The organism is Parabacteroides goldsteinii DSM 19448 = WAL 12034 (genome assembly GCF_000969835.1).
GTDB classification, from domain to species: domain Bacteria; phylum Bacteroidota; class Bacteroidia; order Bacteroidales; family Tannerellaceae; genus Parabacteroides; species Parabacteroides goldsteinii.
In genome coordinates this window covers 3,234,041-3,255,169 of sequence record NZ_KQ033912.1, presented here as the reverse complement: position 1 = coordinate 3,255,169, position 21,129 = coordinate 3,234,041, and the positions used below count along the sequence as shown (strand labels likewise).

The 21,129-nt window shown below is 42.3% G+C and carries 13 protein-coding genes; 7 read left to right on the top strand and 6 right to left on the bottom strand.

Annotated features, from left to right (window positions below; translation table 11 throughout):
• Positions 1–78 precede the first annotated feature (78 nt).
• The 6 genes from purL to HMPREF1535_RS11870 all read right to left on the bottom strand — a co-directional run bounded on the left by purL (position 79) and on the right by HMPREF1535_RS11870 (position 9,702).
• On the bottom strand, positions 79–3,768 hold the full coding sequence (purL, locus tag HMPREF1535_RS11895; RefSeq protein WP_046146232.1) for a phosphoribosylformylglycinamidine synthase: 3,690 nt from the start codon (positions 3,766–3,768) through the stop codon (positions 79–81).
• Between the two features lie 160 nt (positions 3,769–3,928).
• Entirely contained in the window at positions 3,929–5,029 is a 1,101-nt protein-coding gene (locus HMPREF1535_RS11890) for a 6-bladed beta-propeller (RefSeq protein ID WP_046146231.1), read from the bottom strand.
• 266 nt (positions 5,030–5,295) lie between these two features.
• Entirely contained in the window at positions 5,296–6,864 is a 1,569-nt protein-coding gene (locus HMPREF1535_RS11885) for a S41 family peptidase (RefSeq protein WP_208856839.1), read from the bottom strand.
• Between the two features lie 294 nt (positions 6,865–7,158).
• A complete protein-coding gene (locus tag HMPREF1535_RS11880; RefSeq protein WP_046146535.1) occupies positions 7,159–8,322 on the bottom strand; it encodes a 6-bladed beta-propeller in 1,164 nt (387 codons plus the stop codon).
• A gap of 235 nt (positions 8,323–8,557) precedes the next feature.
• Entirely contained in the window at positions 8,558–8,992 is a 435-nt protein-coding gene (locus tag HMPREF1535_RS11875; RefSeq protein WP_009859770.1) for a DUF6078 family protein, read from the bottom strand.
• A gap of 110 nt (positions 8,993–9,102) precedes the next feature.
• Positions 9,103–9,702 (bottom strand): RNA polymerase sigma-70 factor, encoded by a 600-nt coding sequence (locus HMPREF1535_RS11870; RefSeq protein ID WP_052716697.1) that lies wholly within the window; start codon positions 9,700–9,702, stop codon positions 9,103–9,105.
• Between the two features lie 136 nt (positions 9,703–9,838).
• Between HMPREF1535_RS11870 and HMPREF1535_RS11865 the strand changes: the two genes are divergently transcribed.
• The 7 genes from HMPREF1535_RS11865 (at position 9,839) to HMPREF1535_RS11835 (ending at position 21,113) form a co-directional block, all read left to right on the top strand.
• A complete protein-coding gene (locus HMPREF1535_RS11865; RefSeq protein WP_046146229.1) occupies positions 9,839–10,840 on the top strand; it encodes a FecR family protein in 1,002 nt (333 codons plus the stop codon).
• A gap of 161 nt (positions 10,841–11,001) precedes the next feature.
• Positions 11,002–14,439: a TonB-dependent receptor gene (locus HMPREF1535_RS11860; RefSeq protein ID WP_046146533.1), complete on the top strand. Its 3,438-nt coding sequence runs from the start codon at positions 11,002–11,004 to the stop codon at positions 14,437–14,439.
• A gap of 16 nt (positions 14,440–14,455) precedes the next feature.
• Positions 14,456–16,291 (top strand): RagB/SusD family nutrient uptake outer membrane protein, encoded by a 1,836-nt coding sequence (locus tag HMPREF1535_RS11855; RefSeq protein WP_046146532.1) that lies wholly within the window; start codon positions 14,456–14,458, stop codon positions 16,289–16,291.
• A 103-nt stretch (positions 16,292–16,394) separates the two neighbouring features.
• Complete coding sequence (locus tag HMPREF1535_RS11850) at positions 16,395–17,843, top strand: beta-N-acetylhexosaminidase (protein ID WP_046146228.1); 1,449 nt, start codon at positions 16,395–16,397, stop codon at positions 17,841–17,843.
• A gap of 15 nt (positions 17,844–17,858) precedes the next feature.
• Positions 17,859–19,373 (top strand): arylsulfatase, encoded by a 1,515-nt coding sequence (locus tag HMPREF1535_RS11845; protein WP_046146227.1) that lies wholly within the window; start codon positions 17,859–17,861, stop codon positions 19,371–19,373.
• 96 nt (positions 19,374–19,469) lie between these two features.
• Positions 19,470–20,036, top strand: coding sequence for an RNA polymerase sigma-70 factor (locus tag HMPREF1535_RS11840; RefSeq protein ID WP_046146226.1), 567 nt, complete (start codon positions 19,470–19,472; stop codon positions 20,034–20,036).
• 72 nt (positions 20,037–20,108) lie between these two features.
• Complete coding sequence (locus HMPREF1535_RS11835; protein WP_046146225.1) at positions 20,109–21,113, top strand: FecR family protein; 1,005 nt, start codon at positions 20,109–20,111, stop codon at positions 21,111–21,113.
• The last annotated feature ends 16 nt before the right edge of the window (positions 21,114–21,129 follow it).

Genomic DNA, 21,129 nt, shown 5'->3' with positions numbered 1-21,129 from the left:
AACTTCAACCATAAAAAAGTGCACCGAAAGAGTTATTCACTCTTAAGATGCACCTTTCAATATCATTAGATTTATCTGTTACTTCTTGTTTTCTTCAATCCACTTGCGTGCATTTACGAAACCTTCGATCCACGGAGTCACTTCGTCACCCTTACGATCGGCAGGATAATGACCGCACTGCCACGGGAACAAGGCACGTTCCAGGTGAGGCATCATAGCCAGGTGGCGTCCGTCATGCGAGCAAACACCGGCAACCGACCAGGGCGAACCGTTCGGGTTGGCAGGATAACCTTCATAGTTATATTTAAGTGCGATATGATATTCCTTCTCTTCATACGGGAACCAGAATTTTCCTTCTCCGTGCGTGATCCAGATACCCAGCTTCTGACCGCTCATCGGACCGAACATGACTGAATGATTCTTCGGAATTTCCACAGAGATGAAGTTTGATTCCAACTTGTGAGAATCGTTATGCAACATCTTATGTTTCTTTTCATGTTCCGGATAAACCACTCCCAGCTCTGCCATCAACTGGCAACCGTTACAGATACCCAGACTCAGTGTGTCAGGACGTGCATAGAAGTTATCCAATGCTTTCTTAGCCTTTTCGTTGTACAAGAAACCACCGGCCCATCCTTTGGCTGAACCTAAAACGTCGGAGTTGGAGAAACCACCGCAGAAAACGATCATATTCACATCTTCCAGTGTTTCGCGTCCCGAAGCCAGGTCGGTCATGTGAACGTCTTTCACATCGAAACCGGCCAGATACAATGCGTAAGATGTTTCACGTTCGCACTGGCAACCCTTTTCACGGATTACAGCAGCACGGATACCACTCTTACCTTTACGGTCGGGAGTCAGACCGTAATCAGCCAGCTTACCGGTGAAGTTCTTGCCGTACTTAAATTCCAGCGGCTGCATCTTATAGTTTTCGAAACGGTTGCCTGCGCATACGCTACCGCTCTGCTTGATATCCAGCTTGTAAGACGATTCGTACCATACGTCACGCATATAGTCGATACCGAAATGATACTGAACACCTTCTTTTTCCACCAGGATATGACGTTCGTCGGTCGGTTTGGCAATAACCGCACAACCAACACCAGCTTCTTCCATCAACTTCTCGAAAGCCTTCTTGTCTTTCACCTGAACCAGGATACCCGGATTTTCAGCAAACAGGATCTTCACAATGTCTGTTTCAGACAGCTTATCCAGATTGACTTCCAGACCGCCTTCTACGTTTGCGAAACACATTTCAAGCAAGGTTGTGATCATACCACCGGCAGAAATATCGTGTCCGGCAAGGATCAGGCCCTTTTCGATAGCATCCTGAACTGCATTGAAAGCATCAGCGAAATATTCGCTGTCCTTTACAGTCGGCACTTCATCACCCAACTTGTTCAAAGTCTGTGCAAAAGCGGAACCGCCCAGCTTCATCGTATCGAACGAGAAGTCTATATAATATATGTAAGAGTTCTTTTCGTGAGCCAATACCGGAGAAACAATCTTACGGATATCGCTTACCTCAGCACCGGCAGAAATAATTACCGTACCCGGAGCAATCACCTTATCGTCGCCATATTTCTGTGTCATCGACAAAGAGTCTTTACCCGTCGGGATATTGATACCCAGTTCGCAAGCAAAATCGGAAGCGGCCTGAACAGCAGTGTACAGACGAGCATCTTCCCCTTCGTTGCGGCACGGCCACATCCAGTTGGCACTCAAAGAAACACCTGTCAGCTTATCTGCCAACGGAGCAAAGACGATGTTCGTCAACGATTCGGCAATAGCCATAACAGAACCGGCAGCCGGATCAACCATTGCCACCTGCGGAGCATGACCGATAGAAGTAGCGATACCAGCTTTTCCACGGTAATCCAATGCTACGGCACCCAGGTCACTCAACGGCAACTGCAATTCACCCTGACACTGCTGACGGGCGATCTTACCTGTTACGGAACGGTCCACCTTATTGGTCAACCAGTCCTTACATGCCACAGCTTCCAGCTGAAGTACGTTTTCCAGATAATGATGCAGTTCCGATTCTTTGTAAACGACCGGAGCATATGTTTCTTCCACCGTATGATCCTTCATGATCGTTCTGGGCGGTTTACCGAACATATATTCCAACTTGATATCGATAGGCTTCACACCGTCAGCCTGCTCGAATACAAATTTCATATCGTTAGTCGTTTCACCAACCACATACATCGGAGAACGTTCACGGTCAGCGATACGTCTTACGCGGGCCACATCTTCTTCTTTCATCAGCAAGCCCATACGTTCCTGGCTTTCGTTACCTACGATTTCTTTAGCAGAAAGCGTCGGGTCACCGACAGGCAACTGGCTCATATCGATATGTCCGCCTGTAGCTTCCACCAATTCCGACAGACAGTTCAGGTGACCGCCTGCACCATGGTCATGGATAGAAACAACCGGGTTATTATCCGATTCGGCAATGGCACGAATCACATTCGATACACGTTTCTGCATTTCCGGATTAGCACGCTGCACGGCATTCAGTTCGATACCGCTGGTGTACTGCCCCGTGTTTACAGAAGAAACAGCACCACCGCCCATACCGATACGATAGTTGTCACCACCCAGCAACACCACCTTTTCGCCGGGCTGCGGATCACCCTTTAGCGCATCACGCATATTAGCATAACCGACACCGCCTGCCAACATGATTACCTTATCGTAAGCATATTTCTTATTGTTTTCTTCATGCTCGAAAGTCAGCACCGAACCGCAGATCAGCGGCTGACCGAACTTATTTCCGAAATCGGAAGCACCGTTTGAAGCCTTGATCAGAATCTGTTCCGGCGTCTGATACAACCAGGGACGCGGATCAAGCACCTTTTCCCATTCACGGGCACCTTCCGTACGCGGATAAGCAGTCATGTAAACGGCTGTACCGGCAATAGGCAAAGAAGACTTACCTCCGCCCAGACGGTCACGGATCTCACCACCGGATCCGGTTGCTGCCCCGTTGAACGGTTCAACCGTTGTCGGGAAGTTGTGTGTTTCAGCTTTCAGCGAGATAACCGATTTGATTTCTTTTACCTCATAAAAGTCAGGTTTGTCACCGCTTGCCGGAGCAAACTGTTCGATCATCGGACCTTCATTGAAAGCCACATTATCTTTATAAGCAGAAACCAGCTTGTTCGGATTTTCTGCCGAAGTTTTCTTAATCAGATTAAAAAGAGAACTTTCTTTCTCTTCTCCGTCGATAACGAATGTACCGCCGAAGATTTTATGACGGCAGTGTTCCGAGTTTACCTGTGCAAAACCGTACACTTCGCTGTCGGTCAGCTTACGTTCCAGCTTCTGGCTTACTTCATTGAGGTAAGAAACCTCTTCGTCGCTCAAAGCCAATCCTTCTTTTTTGTTGTAAGCTGCAATATCCTCGATATAAACAATCGGATCCGGTTGTTTACTGATTGTGAAGATATCCTGGTTCAGGCCGTTGTAGATACGTTGCAACATCGGGTCGTGATCAGCTTCACCGGAAGAAACTGGGAAGTATTCTTCGATACGTGAGATACCGCTCAAGCCCATGTTCTGAGTGATTTCCACAGCATTGGTACTCCACGGGGTAATCATTTCCCGGCGCGGACCAACATACCATCCATCCAATGTTTCGGATTGGAGTGGAGCGGCTTCACTAAACAACCAAACGAGCTTTTGAACATCTTCAGGAGAGAAAGCATGTGCCGCCTCAACAGCCAGCACCGTCTTTGTTGGAGATTGAAAGAATAGAATCATATCGTCGATTTATTAAGATATTCCAATAACAGACTGCAAAGATAGTAAATATGTAGCAGATAAGAATATCCATCTTTACATTTTAGATTTAAAGTCCTTCTCATTTATTAACTCTACAACCTTTTCTAACACCTCATCTCTACCTTCCTGAATTTCTTTTTTAGTTCTCCATAAACACCACCACCGGATTGTCATCCGGTGAAATCGATTTCAGGAAATTGAGATTCGGATTGGAAGATATTCCACTTTTATCTATATAATCGCAAATATCTCCAGCATTCAAAACTCCCAGACAAGTTCCATCATCACAAATCGTAGATATCCAAACAGGCATAAAATCGTTGATATCATCAATCGGGCCATTTTCACATAAATAGTAAGAACTTTCTCCTGCTTGCTTATCATAAACACATAGTTGTCCTACTCCATTCATATGATAACGAAAAGCTATATTTACATCATTTTCATATATAAAATAAGGTGATATCGCTTCCTTATGTCTGTCATAACGTTCTTTATAAGGTACAGAACGGGATGTTATATTTAAAACATATTCAGCCTTCAACTGATTTTGACTAACTTGATAAACCGTATCTATAAACATTTCTTTAAAATAAAGATTATCTTTATATCTATACGTAAGCCCATCACCCGTATCAAGAATATACCTTTTTGTTTCTACGAAATGATGATTAGGAAACTCTTTTTTTACATTTCCGTTATGATCAAATAAAACTATTCTTTTTTTCTCCCGTCCACTTCTATTCGCAAAAAAAGCACAAAAAGTCGTTAAGTCCAATGGTACTACAAATTGAGGAGAGACACCAGTCGATAAAGGGACTTTCATTTTACCAACATATTTACCATCCAGTCCGTACTTAACCCGAATCCCTTCAACACCCTGAAAATAGAGGAGCCCATCATACGGATTATAGAAATTCTCATAAAATGAAAAGACAGCTTCCGGATCATCGCCTTTATGCCCTATTCTCCGTATAAATTTTCCATCTTTAGCACTAAACAAACAACAGCTATCGTAATCCCAGGCCAATATATAATCTTGTATCTTCTGCACATGGATATAAGAAAGTAAACAATCATCTGTCGTTTCCAGAGGAACATACCTTACTTTACGGAACAATTTACTCATTTGCGCAGTCTGTTTAGGAGTGTGTGCAGGTAAATCGATCTTGGGTATTTTTTCATTACTAAATGAACAAAGTACCACAACTGTCAACAAAAAGAGTTTCACGTATTTCATAATTAATCAAGATTTAAGCGACAGAAACGTGTTGTTTCAAAGTTTCGGGTACAATTTACTGATTAATTTTATCTTAACAAGAAATAGCGTCCAAGAAATTATAATATTTTACTTCCACAACACGCACAAAAACAGCAACACTATCTCAAACATCACATTCATAACAAATTAACTCAATCACACCTTTATAAACTCCCACAAAGGAATAAAGTCACCTTTGTGATCAATTTTCCAGATCAATTACTGTTAAGTTGGGGATGATTTCTTCATTCAATTTCATTTATTAACTCTATTGCCTTTTCTAACACCTCATCTCTACCTTCCCGAATCCCTTTTATTGTTGGCTCCATCCAAATATCAGGGACTATTCCTATACGTTGAGTTTCTCTTCCGTCAGGATAGTATACACCTTGAATCCCTACCGGAACATAAATTCCACCAGGCAAGGCCAACCTAACAACTCCTCCATCAGCTCCTGCTGTTGTACTACCTAATATGATAGAGTTTGGGGCACATCTGTATCGCATTGCCATATATTCACCATGACTTTGTGTCCCTTCATCTACCAATATGATTACAAGTCCTTTATAACTATTCTCATTCTTCTTCCCGACCACGGTTGTATAAGAATACGTAAACAATCCAGGCCAAGTAGAACTTCCATATGTAAATAAAACACTCTCTTTTGATTCATTATATAAATGATAAAACTCCAAATATTCCTTGATATTCTTTTGATTCGGATAGTCACGAAGATCAATAATCAAGCCTTTAGTATTAATTTGATCCGGAATCTTACCACTGAACAAACTTCCCGGGTAGACATAAGCAACATCCTCATCTATATATTCAAACAAAGGTTTATAACGTCTCCTATTGCCATTATTTTTTATAGACTTATAATAGTACGTTTCAACACTATCAGATAACAGTTGATTATTTCTTAAATACTCTATATGCAATTTTTCTTTATCAGTAAATAACAATTGAAGAGAAATTCCCCTCATCAAAACAGCGTTATTTGAAGCGGATATATACATCTTTTTTTCCTCTATTATATTCTGCACACATCTCCCATCAATTTTCAATATAACGTCTCCTATTTCAAGAGGTACTTTTTTGTAATATTTATCATATACTCCAGTTACAACAAAGCTATTTTCAACAAATTCAACATTAACTAAAGCTTTTCTATTTCCAATCCAATTCTGTATATCTTCATCCCATAAATTCATATGTGTATCTTCAACTTCTGTCAAAACCATTAATATCAGAAGTTTATACTCCAATAGACTTTTTACGGAAGCAAACTTATGTATATACTCAAAAAGTACATCATCCCATTTTTTATCAATCAAATATTTATATGGATAATAGTACTGAATAACATTCCAAATCCGAAATAATGCCAACAATGAATATTTATTTTTAATTTCTTTCAATTCCTTGTAATCATTCTCATTTTTAAAAAATACTTTTTTTTCATCTTCTGAAAACTCCAAATAACAATAATCTTTATACAAATCTCCTCCAACACTTAATCCGACACAATTCCTTTCTAAGTATTTCATATTCAACAACAAATCAGATACTTCGCCTAATTCTTCTTTATTTTCTATCCATGATATATCCGGGTAAGTTTTAACATTCGGCATCTGAGTATCTGATAATGATTTATTACATGAAGTAGGGATATCATATTTATTAATCCATTTACTCAATACTCGATTTCTTTCTTTTTTACTCTTAATATTTACAACACGAGGCATTATTTCAAATAATTCATTATCCCAATCATACATTCCATTGGCTATATCTGGGTGATAATATTTCATAAATCCCCATACCTTACATAACAAGTGTAAATTGCTAATTTGGATTGTATCACATTCTTCAACGGGCAAATTAGACATATCTCTCCTACCTTCATAATTACAGGAAATACAAAGAATAAAAAATATCACATATATTTTCCACATAATATAAAAATAGAATTTCGGTATAACCTTAATACAATCTAAGACCTTTTATTGTGTAAACATCATTATACCCGATGAGTTTGCTCGTCCATAATTATCGACAAGCAAACTTATCCGTAAAAAAAGACAAACCAAACAGTTATAAAGACTCTATTGTTTCTTATGTTTTATCAACATAATCACAGGATTAGCCTCTTCATCCAATGTTGCTGCAATTTCTTTCAACTGTCCTTTCAGTTCTCCTTTCTCATTAGCTTCTACAAGCTGGTAGGCTTCTATTCTACGCCATGATTCGATTTCCTGATTTACATGCCTTAAATCATTCATATAAAACTCCTTGGAAGTTGAATAGTCACCATTATAAACAGTATACTCATAAAAACTCTTATCCTGCCTGTCATACATAAAAAACGTTCGAGGGAATCCACTATCGTTACCAAAGTCCCACACATTCTTCACTGTTTCCATGAAATAATAACGATCGGAAAGCATTCTTAAAATCAAAAAGACCTCAGGATTCATAGATCGAATAGGCGGATTTCTTACGAGAAGCGGATGCAGGTTGTAATCCGGCGAAAGAGAATATACCGTATCGGTAGAAAGTTCTAAAAGAACAAAGTTGCCTTCGTGAGGAATTATATTGGAATAAGGACCGGGAGTGACAGAATAAGTCATTTCCCCATCTTGTTTCTTTTGCATTAATAACTTAGCCTCTTTAAACGGCATTGTTATTTTCCGGACAATACTCCCATCCTGTTTGGATATCAGAACAAAAGCTTTCTCCTTATTATATTCATCATAACAAATCAGATGATCTTTGTCATAATTGATTATATTCGTATAAAATCCATCCTTAGTTTGTTCTCTGTAATTCAGGCTTCTTTTAAAACTCCCGTCTAAATCGTACACCTGAATTTTCCTTATATAATGGTCGTGGACATACATTTCATTTTTGTCCTCATCCAAGGCAATGCCTAAGATATATGAATATTCTTCACCACCTTGCCCTTTATGATTTATCTTTCGTAAAGCCTTCCCGCTCCTGTCGTAAACAAAAATATTCCCGTCAGCGCTTCGATTCTTTACTAATATGTATTTCTTACCTATAGCCTGAACAAATCCCTGATTAACAAACTCATCATTCGTTTCCAATGCAATGTATTCCACATCCATAAAATCCTGAAGGATCAGTTCTTTTTTGGGATAACTAGCTGTTACATCCACGGTGATAAGATCTTCTGCCGATTGCTTACTGTCTCCACATCCTGTCATTAACAAGAAGAGAACTACTAAAAGACTGCCTATTCTTTTCATATTCATTGAGATTTTAAGTGAAACAAAATATAGAGACAATATTAGAAACGATAGTATAACTTTCAAAGTTTCGGGTACAATATATCAATAAAGTTCCATATCCGCAAGAGATGTGTCACTTTTCCGGTAACCGGTACATACTGATAAACAAGTGTTTCTCCCTAATGAAACACTTGTTCCATTACATAGAAACAACTGTTTCATTAGGGAGAAACAAAATACGGCTTATATCCTTTTACCATTCATATTGCTCTACATATTCATCGAATACGGGAGCTTCCTGAAGACCTCTTTCAAGGAACAATTGCCGGACATACTCCTGTTGCTCGGGACTAAAAAGACGCTCCTTACGCCAAAGCCGATAAAAATGCGTTCGTCCGAAATAGGTCAACATCTGTCGTTTGATAGCAATTGCATCATTATGTGGAATATACGCCAGTAAATGCGTCATTCCCAAGGCAAATTGCTGCAACTGGTCAGCCTTAAAGTAGGGACAATCTTCATTGGCAGGATTTGTATGCGCAGGATTAACAAAGGTAACGGTCTTACGTTCGATCGGTATATGCTGAGCCGCCCTGCTACGAAGGCACTTATCAGCTTGTTTGCATTGTCCGTTCATACAATGAGCAAATTTATACGGCAGTAAATTGTAATCAAAGTCTTTATTCATAATATATATCGTTTTAACAAAAATACGCTTTATTATTTAAATACAAGACAATTGCATCACAAATGTGGCATTTAACCTGAATAATAAAGCTTCCCTACGGTGGGATACAATCAGTGTTGGTTCAGCAAGAAACAAATCAGGCCGGACATCAGGCCGGTTTCTGTCAGGTGGGTACGGATATCGGATAAGGCTTTGGTTATATGCTTTTCTACCGCCTTCTCACTGATATTCAGACGAAGCGCGATTTCTTTGTTCTTTAGATTTTCTTCACGGCTCAACAGAAAAACTCTTTTACGCTGTTCGGGAAGCGTACCGACAAAAGAGGTGATCTCCTCTTCTATCTCTTTCAGTAACAGATTGTCATGCTGGTTATACGACAGTATCTCCCGGTCGATCAGTTCATCCAGCATATCGGCATGATCTACACGTCGCTGAACCGACACGGAATTAAGGTAGTTTATCGATCTGTTATAGGTAGCCCGATACAAGTAGGGTTTTATCGGTTCCTCAAAATCAATTTTATCCCGGTTGATCCAAAGAGCCATAAACACATCCTGTACAATATCTTCACCCACCGACCAGTCGTTCACATACTGGTACGAGTACGTGACCAAAGAGCGAAAATAATCCTCAAAAAGCTTCTGAAATAAAACAAATTCACCCAATCTACTACCCCTTTCGTTAAACTTATTATCACTGATGGTTATCATTACTGTATCTCCGGTTCACAAAATATTTGCGTAAAAATAATCTTTTTTTTCTCATTGAGGTAGGGTTAAACGGTTTTGTTTTGTGATAAGTATAGAAGAGTAACCGAATAATTACCGAAAGGGATACAAAATAAGGATGAACGACATCATATTAAAATATTTACAAAGAACAGCCGGCAAGGAGGAAAAAGAACGTCTTCTAGCCTGGTTACGGGAAAGCGATGCGAATAAAAAGACATTCATCGACTTACGGGATATCTGGCTGGCATCCGGAAAGACTCCGGTGCATGCGCCGGGTTACACAGAAAAAGCTTTCCGGATATTTGAAGAGAGCGTCCGCCGTAACGAACAAAACAGCCGTTCGTCTAAACGTTCTATACGCCCGTTTTTACGTATTGCCGCCTCCATTGCCATTCTCCTGATTTGTTCGATCGGAGGATATTATATAGGTAGAAACACTCCAGATATCGTTTACATAGAGAAAGAAGCTGTCATTATGAACCAGGCCATCATGGGCAAGGGAAGCAAAGGTTACGTTACACTGCCCGACGGAAGCGTCGCTTGGCTGAATACGAACAGTAAGCTGACTTATCCGGAAAAATTTTCCGACAAATACAGAAAAGTCAAACTGGAAGGAGAAGGTTATTTCGAAGTAAGGAAGAACGAACAGGCACCGTTTTTCGTCGAGACTAATCAAATGACAGTCAATGTACTGGGCACAAGCTTCGACGTAAAGGATTACTCGGATAAAATGAACAGCGAAACCACCCTGCTCACCGGAAAGGTTGAAATACAACTACCGAATAATCCGAACAGCATCCTCTTGAAACCCAACCAACGAATCATCCTGGATAAAGAGACCGGCGTTCATGAAATAAGGCAGGTCGATGCCTCCGAATATATATTATGGATCAACGAAAAACTGGTATGCAACAACGAAAAACTGTCCGTCATCTTACACAAGATTAAACTATGGTACGGCATGGAACTCGTCTGCCAACCGGGAACTCCTGTCGACCAGCGCCTGTCGCTGACGATCCGGAAAGAATCGCCCGACGAAATATTCAAGTTGCTGGAAATGATCGCACCTATTCGTTATTCGATCAAAGATGATGTAATCTATGTGAAACCTAAATAATACGAACCATAAAAAACAGAATGCCTATGAGATAAGAAACCGGAGAGTCTAAAAACAATCCAGGCAAATGCTGGTAACATTTGCCCGGTAATGCGAAACAAACTGTTCTCAAAAAGCTAGAAGATGAGAACAATAAGTTAAATTTAAAACAGTACAAATGTATGAAAAAAATTTCCACGGAAAGGAATGCTATTTCCTTTCTTAACATTAATTCATTCAGAAAAATGAAGCTAATACTATTATTTATAGGCTTTTGCTTTTTTCAGCTTTACGCAATAAACGGTTATGCACAAAATACGAAAATAAGCTTGGAATTAACCCATGTGAAACTGAGTGAAGCAATCAAAGTGATCGAAGAGAAAACTCCTTTTGTCTTTTTCCTCAACAACTCAGAGATCGACATGAACAGACAGGTCAGTCTGAATCTCAAAGAGGCCAGCATCAAAGAGGTGTTAAATCAGTTGCTTGCGCCTGGCAGTTACCGGATAGAGAATTATAAGATCGTCCTGCTGGCCGATAAAATGCCGCAGGAAGGAAAAATCACCGGTAAAGTGATCGACGAAACAGGAATGCCTGTCATCGGAGCTAACGTGATCGACAAGAAAACGAACAACGGAACGATCACAGACCTGAACGGACAATTTATCCTGGACGCTACCCAGGATGCTACCCTGACAGTATCTTTCATCGGATACATTTCGCAAGACATTCATCTGAAGGGACAAAAAGACATTACCGTCACTTTAAAAGAAGACACTCAGTTATTGGACGAAGTCGTAGTGGTCGGTTTCGGAACCCAGAAGAAAGTCAACCTGACCGGAGCCGTTGCTTCCGTCAATTTATCGGAAACATTGGGAGACCGTCCGGTCCCTAACATAGCACAGGCTTTGCAAGGGACGACACCCGGATTACAGATCGGATCGGAAACCGGTACGCCAGGTGACGCAATGAGTTATAATATCCGTGGTACGACATCTATCAATGGAGGTACGCCTCTCGTACTGGTGAACAACGTTCCGATGGATATCAATATGATCGATCCACAGGAAATCGAATCGGTCTCCATATTAAAAGATGCCGCTTCGGCAGCCATCTACGGGGCAAGAGCCGCCTTCGGTGTTATCCTGATCACCACGAAGCAGGGAAAGAAAGATTCCGCTCCGAAATTCAATTACAACAATAATATATCGTTCTCCAAGCCGCTGGAGTTACCTCAGAAAGCCAATCCGCTGGAATCAATCCTGGCCTACAAAGAAATGGGGTGGCCTAACAACACCTATGTAGATGGCACAAATATCACCCAGTGGGAAGGATATATCCGTGATTACCAGAGCAACCCGGGAAAATATCCGAACGGATATATCTTTGACGAAAACGGCAATCTATTTCTGATGAAAGAACGGAATATGTTCGACGATATGACAGATAATTTCGGATTCATGCAGAACCACAGCATGTCGGTTTCCGGCGGTAGTGAGAAGACAGTCTATCGCATCGGCGTCGGTTATACCGGAGAAGACGGTATCCTGATTACGGATAAAGACAGCTATGACCGACTCAACCTCTCTACATTTATGGGAGTAGATGTCAATTCCTGGCTGACAACCCAACTCGACTTGAAATATGGTAATTCCAAACAGAAAAAAGTAGAGGCAGGAGGACGTAATACTGTATGGGTAGCCGCCATGAATTTGCCATCTTATCAGAATAATGAAGATTATGAGGAAAACGGGACAGTCTATCCGGCTGAGTCTCCCGCCACTTATATCCGTTACGGCGATCCCCGGAGAATCAAAAGAAATGACCTAAGAGCATTGGGACGAATCATCCTGAGCCCGCTGAAAGGTCTTAAGATAACCGGAGAATACACTTACAACCGGACAACCGAACAAAATAAATTTTATAAGAACAAATATCAGTATATAGGAATGAACTTTACCGGGGTACTGAACAGCACGGAGAACTCCAGCTATGCGGTCACTTCCAAATATACGGATTATAACGCCGTCAACTTATTCGCCAATTACGATATAACGTTCGGTAAACATGATATTTCGGTGATGGGAGGATACAACCAGGAGTCGAGCCATACCGAATCCCAATATTCTTATCGTACAGATGTAGTGGTCAGTTCACTGCCTTCGTTATCCTTATCGACAGGTACTCCGATTACGAATGACGCGTTCGAGGAATTTGCCATCCGCGGATTATTCTATCGTGTGAATTACAGCTATGCCGGCAAATACCTGCTGGAAGCCAACGGACGTTACGACGGCACTTCCCGTTTCCCCAAAAACAGCCGGTTCGGTTTCTTCCCCTCTTTCTCCGCCGGCTGGCGTATTTCGGAAGAAAATTTCATGAAAGCGACAAACGAATGGCTCTCCAACCTGAAGCTCAGGGCATCCTGGGGTTCCATCGGGAACCAGGTCATATTGAAATCCGACAATACCCCCGATAACTATCCTTATATCCCGGATATGAACGTTTACCTCTCCAATTGGTTGGTGGACGGGCAAAAGGTTACGACACTGGGAGCTCCGGCCATGGTCAGCAGCAGCTTTGGATGGGAAAAAGTCTATACACTAGACTTCGGTTTCGACCTGGATCTGTTCAACAACAAGCTGAATACCACATTCGACTGGTACCGCCGTGATACCAAAGGTATGCTGGCTCCGGGAATGGAATTGCCGGGAGTAGTCGGTGCCAGTGCTGCAAAACAAAATGCCGCAGACCTGAAAACATACGGCTGGGAACTGAAGATCAACTGGCATGACCGGATAGGAGATGTAGGCTACCGGGTAGGTTTCAACCTGTATGACTCGCAATCTGAAATCACCAAATACGACAATGAAGCCGGCCTGTTCGGAAAAGACCTTTACCGGAAAGGCATGAAGCTGGGTGAAATATGGGGATACGTAACCGACCGTTTCTATACGACGGACGATTTCAATGCAGACGGAACCCTGAAACCGGGTATCCCGATGTTCAAGGGAGCAGGAACCGTATATCCGGGTGATATTCTTTACAAGAACTTCGACGATGACACCGAATTTATTTTCGAAGGCGACAACACCATTCACAATCCGGGCGACCAGCGCATCATAGGCAACAATACTCCCCGTTACCAATACGGTATCACAGCCGGAGTCAGTTACAAAGGTTTCGACCTGTCTATCTTTTTACGCGGGATAGGAAAACGCGACTACTGGCGCACCGACCAGATGGCATGGCCGAACGGAAGCTGGGGTAGTTTATTCAAGGAAACACTCGACTTCTGGACTCCAGATAATCCGGATGCCTTCTATCCGAGAGTGTATCCGCAGAATGAAACGAATACGAAATTCAACCAGAAAGTGCAAACCAAATATCTGGCAAATGCCGCTTACCTGAAAATACAGAACATTACTCTGTCTTATTCATTACCCAAGAATATCTGTCAAAAGATCTATATGGATAATATCCGGGTATTTGTCAGTGGTGAAAATCTGCATACCTGGGACCATCTGCCAGAAGGAATGGAATCGGATATGCTTTCAAAAGGAGCCTGGGAATATCCTTTCATGAAAAAATATTCACTGGGTATAAATGTTACTTTCTAAATTAAAACATACGATCATGAAGACATTCAAAATATTATTCGGACTACTCGTCATTTTCGGATTTTCCGGCTGCATGAATAACGATTTCCTGGAAAGATACCCGCTGGGCAGTCCCACTGCTGAAACCGTATTCAAATCATACGACAATTTTAAAACATATGCATGGGGTTTGTATGAAACATTCCCGGCACTCGGTTACGGAGAAACCAACACAGACAATATCTCCTATAACTCCACGCGGGGGTCAGGCGAAACCGATTGGATCAGGGGAATTGTCGTTCCCCCGTCAAAAACAGACAATACACCATGGGCACAATATTCATTCATCCGCCGGACAAACCTCATGCTCGACCATATCGAGACGTCGGATATGACTGAAACGGAAAGAAACCACTGGCGCAGTGTCGGTTACTTCTTCCGTTCCTACCGATATCTGACCTTACTTTCCGCTTACGGCGGTGTTCCCTGGATCGACCATGTACTGGCAGACGATGAAACGGATATCATTTATGGGGAAAGAGACTCCAGAGATGTCATTGCCAATCATATCCTGGAAGACCTTCAGTATGCAGAACAGAACATCAATCAGGATGGCGATGGAGCCAACACAATCAACCGCGTGGTGGTACAGACATTACTCTCCCGTTTCTGTCTGTTTGAAGGAACCTGGAGAAAATATCACGGACTACAGGATGCTGAAAAGTTCCTGCGGGAATGTAAGCGGGCTTCCGAAGAAGTATTAAAGGTATATCCGAACGTTCACAGCAACTACGACGACCTGTTCAATTCATTGTCGTTAAATGGTATGACCGGAATCATCCTTTACAAAGCGTATGCCAATGATGCCAATGTTGTACATGCTACCAGCATCGGTGGAACCACGGCTCAGTCATTCTATAATGTAACCCGCGACATGGTGGATAGCTATTTATGTTCGGACGGCAAACCGCGCTGGACAAGTCAGATATTCCTGGGCGACAAGGACATGTACGACGAATTCAGCAACAGGGACCACCGTTTATGGCTGCACGTTACTCCGCCTTATGTAGTCGACCGTTCGGAATCGACAACGGCCTGGGATAACAAATGGAAGTTTACGGACAATCCGAAAGACCGTAGTTTTATTGACAGTATCAATCTGATCGTTCCGGCCGAACGTCAGAAAACACTGCCGTTCAGACAAGGATACGATGGCGGTATCTTAGGAGAAAATCCCCACTACGATTTCTTCCTGAACGGGCAACCCTGGTACAAATCGGCATTCGGATATAATAACTGGAAATATTTCAATACTTATCTGAGCATGGGTTCTCAACGGAATGAAGAGACCGACATGCCGATATTCAGGGTAGAAGAAGTGATGCTGAATTATGCCGAAGCAATGGTTGAACTGGGAGAATTCAGCCAGTCCGTTGCTGACATGACCATCAACAAAATACGTTCACGGGCAAATGTTCCTTCGATGATTGTATCGCAGATCAATGAAAGTTTTGATCCGAAGCGGGATTTGGGTGATTCGAGATATGCAGGCGATTATGCCGTATCTCCTCTCTTATGGGAAGTACGCAGGGAAAGACGTATCGAACTGTTTTCAGAGAATTTCCGTTTCGACGATCTCAGAAGATGGAAGAAGTGCCATTATGCCATGAAGAAAAAACTCGGGCAATATGTCCGAAAATCAGACTTCCCGGCAGGTACGGCTGTGACCATCGACGGAGGTGCGGATGAAGGTTATCTGGAATTCCATCCGGATCCGAATAAATTATGGCCGGATTATTATTATCTTTACCCGATACCATTGAATCAGATGGTATTAAATCCGAATATCAAACAGAATCCGGGTTGGGAATAGTTTAATTAATCACAAACAAAGAGGATGTATCAAGAATCGAGACTTGTCCTCCATGACAAAACGAACTTTTGATGCATCTTCTTTATTTTAGCTCGTATATATCATGAAATATGTAAGTATTATTATTCTCTTGCTTTCTTCTTTTTTCCTGACAGCACAAACAGTAATCCCTGCACCGGAAACAGTCGTGCAAGGTAACGGAGAATTTCGCACAAAAAACCTACAAGCCGATATCCGCCAGACTACGAATACGGCATTACCTTCTGAAGCATACCGGCTACAGGTAACAGAAAACGGTATCGAAATAGAAGCATCCGGCGATGCGGGTTTCTTTTATGCCCGGCAGACATTAAAGCAATTGACCTCCGATCAGAACGGGACATGGATCATCCCCTGCCTGAAAATAGAAGACAGGCCTCGTGTCGGTTTCAGAAGTTTCCTGCTCGACTCCGGCCGCCAATATCAGAAAGTTTCGACCATAAAGAAATATATCGACATGGCAGCCCTGCTAAAAATGAACTATTTCCACTGGCATCTGACGGAGGGCCTCGGATGGCGCATTGAAATCAAACAATATCCGCGCCTTACCGAAGTGGGCGCTTTTGTCGGCAAAGGCCCGGAACAACAGGGTTTCTATTCACAGGAAGAGATCAAAGAGATTGTCAGATATGCCGCCGAACGTTGTATCACGGTTATCCCGGAAATCGATATGCCGGGACATGCGGAAGCCGCTCTGGTCGCTTACCCGGAACTAGGTTGTTTCGGCGACACCATACAGGTTCCCGAAAACGGCTTTACACAAAATATCTTCTGTGCCGGCAAAACACATACACTGGATTTTCTGAAGAATGTACTCGATGAAGTCTGCGAACTGTTCCCCTCCGAATATATTCATCTGGGAGGAGATGAAGCCCCCAAAGGGAACTGGGATACATGCCCCGATTGCGGGCAATGTATCAAAGAACACGGTTTGAAAGACAGCCACGATCTTCAGCTCTGGTTCTCAGCACAGATGGCCAACTATCTGAAAAATAAAGGAAGAAAAGCAATCTTTTGGGGAGATGTCGTTTATCAGGATGGTTATGCGTTACCTGATAACGTAGTGATCCACTGGTGGAACTGGCGGGGACATAAAGACACCGCATTCAAAGAAGCACTCAAAAGAAATCTTCCCGTTATCTGCGGAACCAATTATTATACCTACCTGAATTTCCCTGTCACTCCCTGGAAAGGATATGAGGCGGCGCGTACATTCGATATCAAAGATGTATATACCGACAACCCGTCTTATAGAAAAGAAGATTCGCCTCTCTTGTTAGGAATGAGTTGTGCCCTCTGGACCGATTACAGGGTAACAGAAAATATGATCGACCGGAGGCTGTTTCCCCGCATTCTGGCTATCGCCGAACAAATGTGGAGCCGGAGCGAACCGGAGAGTTTCGAACTGTTTTACCAAAAGGTAAAAGACAAAAAAGAATGGTTTGAAAAACAAGGATATATGTTCGGACCAGGATTAAAAAGCGAAGTAACCGACGATTTCAGTTGGGACTAATTAAAGTACAAAAAGATGAAAAAAACGAATTTGTTAGTAGGGCTTTTCTGTATTGCAGGTCTGTCTTCCTGCCAGAAAGAAAAGAGCAAACCTAACATTATATATATACTGATGGACGATATGGGCTATGGCGACCTGCAATGTTACGGCCAGCAAAAAATAGAAACCCCGAATATCGATCGCCTGAGAAACAACGGAATCAAACTGACCCAACATTATACCGGATCGCCCGTTTCCGCTCCGGCCCGCTGTGTACTGTTGACCGGATTACATTCCGGACACACGCAGATCAGGGCGAATGATGAAATAGCCTCACGGGGAGCGATCAACAGCCACGACTCGATGTACGTCCATCCGGAATTGGAAGGGCAATATCCGTTAAAATCCGGTACCATGACAATCGGCCGGATGATGCAGAATGCCGGATATACGACCGGTTGTTTCGGAAAATGGGGATTAGGTTATCCCGGTTCGGAAGGTGTCCCCGGCAAACAGGGTTTCGACCAGTTTTACGGATATAACTGCCAGAGGCAGGCACATAACTATTACCCTCCGTTCTTATGGAAAAACGATCAACGCGTATATCTCGATAACAAAATACGGGACCCCCATCTGACCAAACTGGATGAAGGAGCGGATCCGTACGATGAAGCCAGTTACCGGAAATTTACCCAGAATGAATATGCCAACGACCTCATCTTCGACGAAATGATTCATTTTGTCGACCAGAATAAGGAACAACCGTTCTTCCTGCTTTGGACAACGCCTCTTCCGCATGTATCCTTACAGGCTCCGGAACGCTGGGTCAACTATTATGTCGATAAATTCGGAGATGAAGAGCCCTATACCGGCAACAAAGGGTATATGCCATGCCGTTATCCGCACGCTACCTATGCAGCAATGATCAGTTATTTTGACGAACAGGTCGGAAAACTGGTCGACAAATTGAAACAGGAAGGATTGTATGAAAATACCCTGATCATTTTCACTTCCGACAACGGACCGACGTTCAACGGCGGCAGCGACTCCCCCTGGTTCAACAGCGGCGGATTATTCAAATCGGAATACGGATGGGGGAAATGTTTCGTCCACGAAGGAGGAATACGCGTACCGGCTATCGTCTCCTGGCCTGGAAAGATCAAAGCCGGAACAGAATCCGACCATATCTGTGCATTTCAGGATGTAATGCCGACACTGGCAGATATCGTTTCCATCGAATGTCCTCCAACCGACGGAATCAGTTTCCTGCCGGCACTACTCGGAGAAAAAGACAAACAGAAACAGCATGCATATCTTTACTGGGAATATCCTGACCCACAAATAGGGAATAAAGCGATCCGCATGGGGAACTGGAAAGGGATCATTACAGATATCCGCAAAGGAAATACGAGAATGGAGCTGTATGACCTGGAAAACGACATTCAGGAATTACACGATGTAGCAGACAAACACCCGGATATTGTTGAGAAATTTAATCAATTGATGTCGGAATCCAGTACACCACCGGAAAACCCGAAGTTTGCTTTCTAAACTCAAAAGATAGTAGTTTTATACTTTTTTTTCTTTTTAATGGCAAACGATCTTTATCTTTGTATCCACATAAAGAGACAATAAATCTACCTATTAATGGATTTCGCCACCGAAAAGGGATACATAGAGGCAGTCAGCAGGGGCGATGAACAGGCATTCGAGTCATTGTTCCTGCATTATTTTCCACGTATTAAAGGATTCATAAGCGGTATCCTGCAAAACGAGGAAGAAGCGGAAGATATTTCCCAGGATATATTCGTATCCATGTGGCAGAACAGGGATAGATTGAAAGAAATCGAGAATCTGAACGCCTACCTGTATCGTATTGCCAAAAATACGGTATTCCGGCATATCGAGCGTTCCCTGTTATTCAGTGACTACCAGGAACAACAAACCAACAATGCTTCATTTAGCTCCACAGACAACGACAGCATAGAAGAAGAGTTATATGCCAAAGAACTGGAATTTCTTATTTCTGTCGCCGTTGAAAAGATGCCGCCCCAACGAAAACAAATCTACCGGATGAGCCGTGTGGACGGATTATCCAATGATGAGATTGCTGCACGCATGTCTATCAGTAAACGGACTGTCGAAAATCACCTGACGCTGGCACTGGCAGACATCCGAAAAATAATCGGATTCTTTATTCTTGCATTTTTTTAAAAAAAGTTCATTTTTGACTGTGTGTACTTCCTGACTCACGTATCATATATACAAAACAGGAAATATATACGCATGTCAAAAGCATCTAAAATACTATATAATCTGGTCAACCATACATTTGATCCGGCACTCCGGACCAAAGTATGGCAATGGCTGGTTCACCCTTCCAATCAGAAAGAAAAAGAAGAGGCTCTTCTTTCCATATGGAACGAATATCCGACAGGAGCAAATGCAGAGACTTATCATTCACTGAAAACAACACAGAGAAAGATCAGAGAAAATCAATCTCCGTCCAAGCAATATAACCTTGTTCATAAATTATTGCGAATCGCTGCGATATTGATCATTCCTTTGCTATCAATAGCCGGTTCCTATCTGTATATCAAACAGAACACATATAATCCCGAATTGATACAATGTTTCGTTCCGGAAGGAGAAAATCAGGAAGTAATCCTGCCCGACGGTTCCACAGTAAACATCAACTCCGGAAGTATTCTGATCTATCCTAAAAAATTCAAAGGAGATACCCGCACACTCTATCTGACGGGAGAGGCCAACTTCACCGTAAAAAAAGATAAGGAACATCCTTTTATCGTCAGCACAAGTTATCTGAAAGTCCAGGCTCTGGGCACAAAATTCAACGTGCAAGCCTATTCCGAAAGTGATAAAATTACGACAACACTGGAAAACGGGGCTGTCAAAGTGGATAAAATAGCAGGAGGTGAAGACTCTTTCATTCTATCCCCAAACGAACAACTGGAATACAATCATAAAACAGGGGTATTCGAAAAGCGGAAAATCAATGCAGCAAACTACTCTGGCTGGACGAAGGGAGAACTCAACTTTATCAACCAACCGCTCAAAGAGATACTGGCTACAATTCAACGAAAATATGTTGTTGACTTTGTTATAAATCCGCGTCTGTTTACTTCGGATTTATACACTATAAAATTCCGGCAACATGCCGACATAAACACGATCATGAAAGTTCTTACAATGACTGTCAGCGGATTGGCTTATGAGATAGACGGCAACACAATCACCATTTATTCACTTAATAAGAAAGGAGTAAAATAAAAAGAAAAAAGGGACC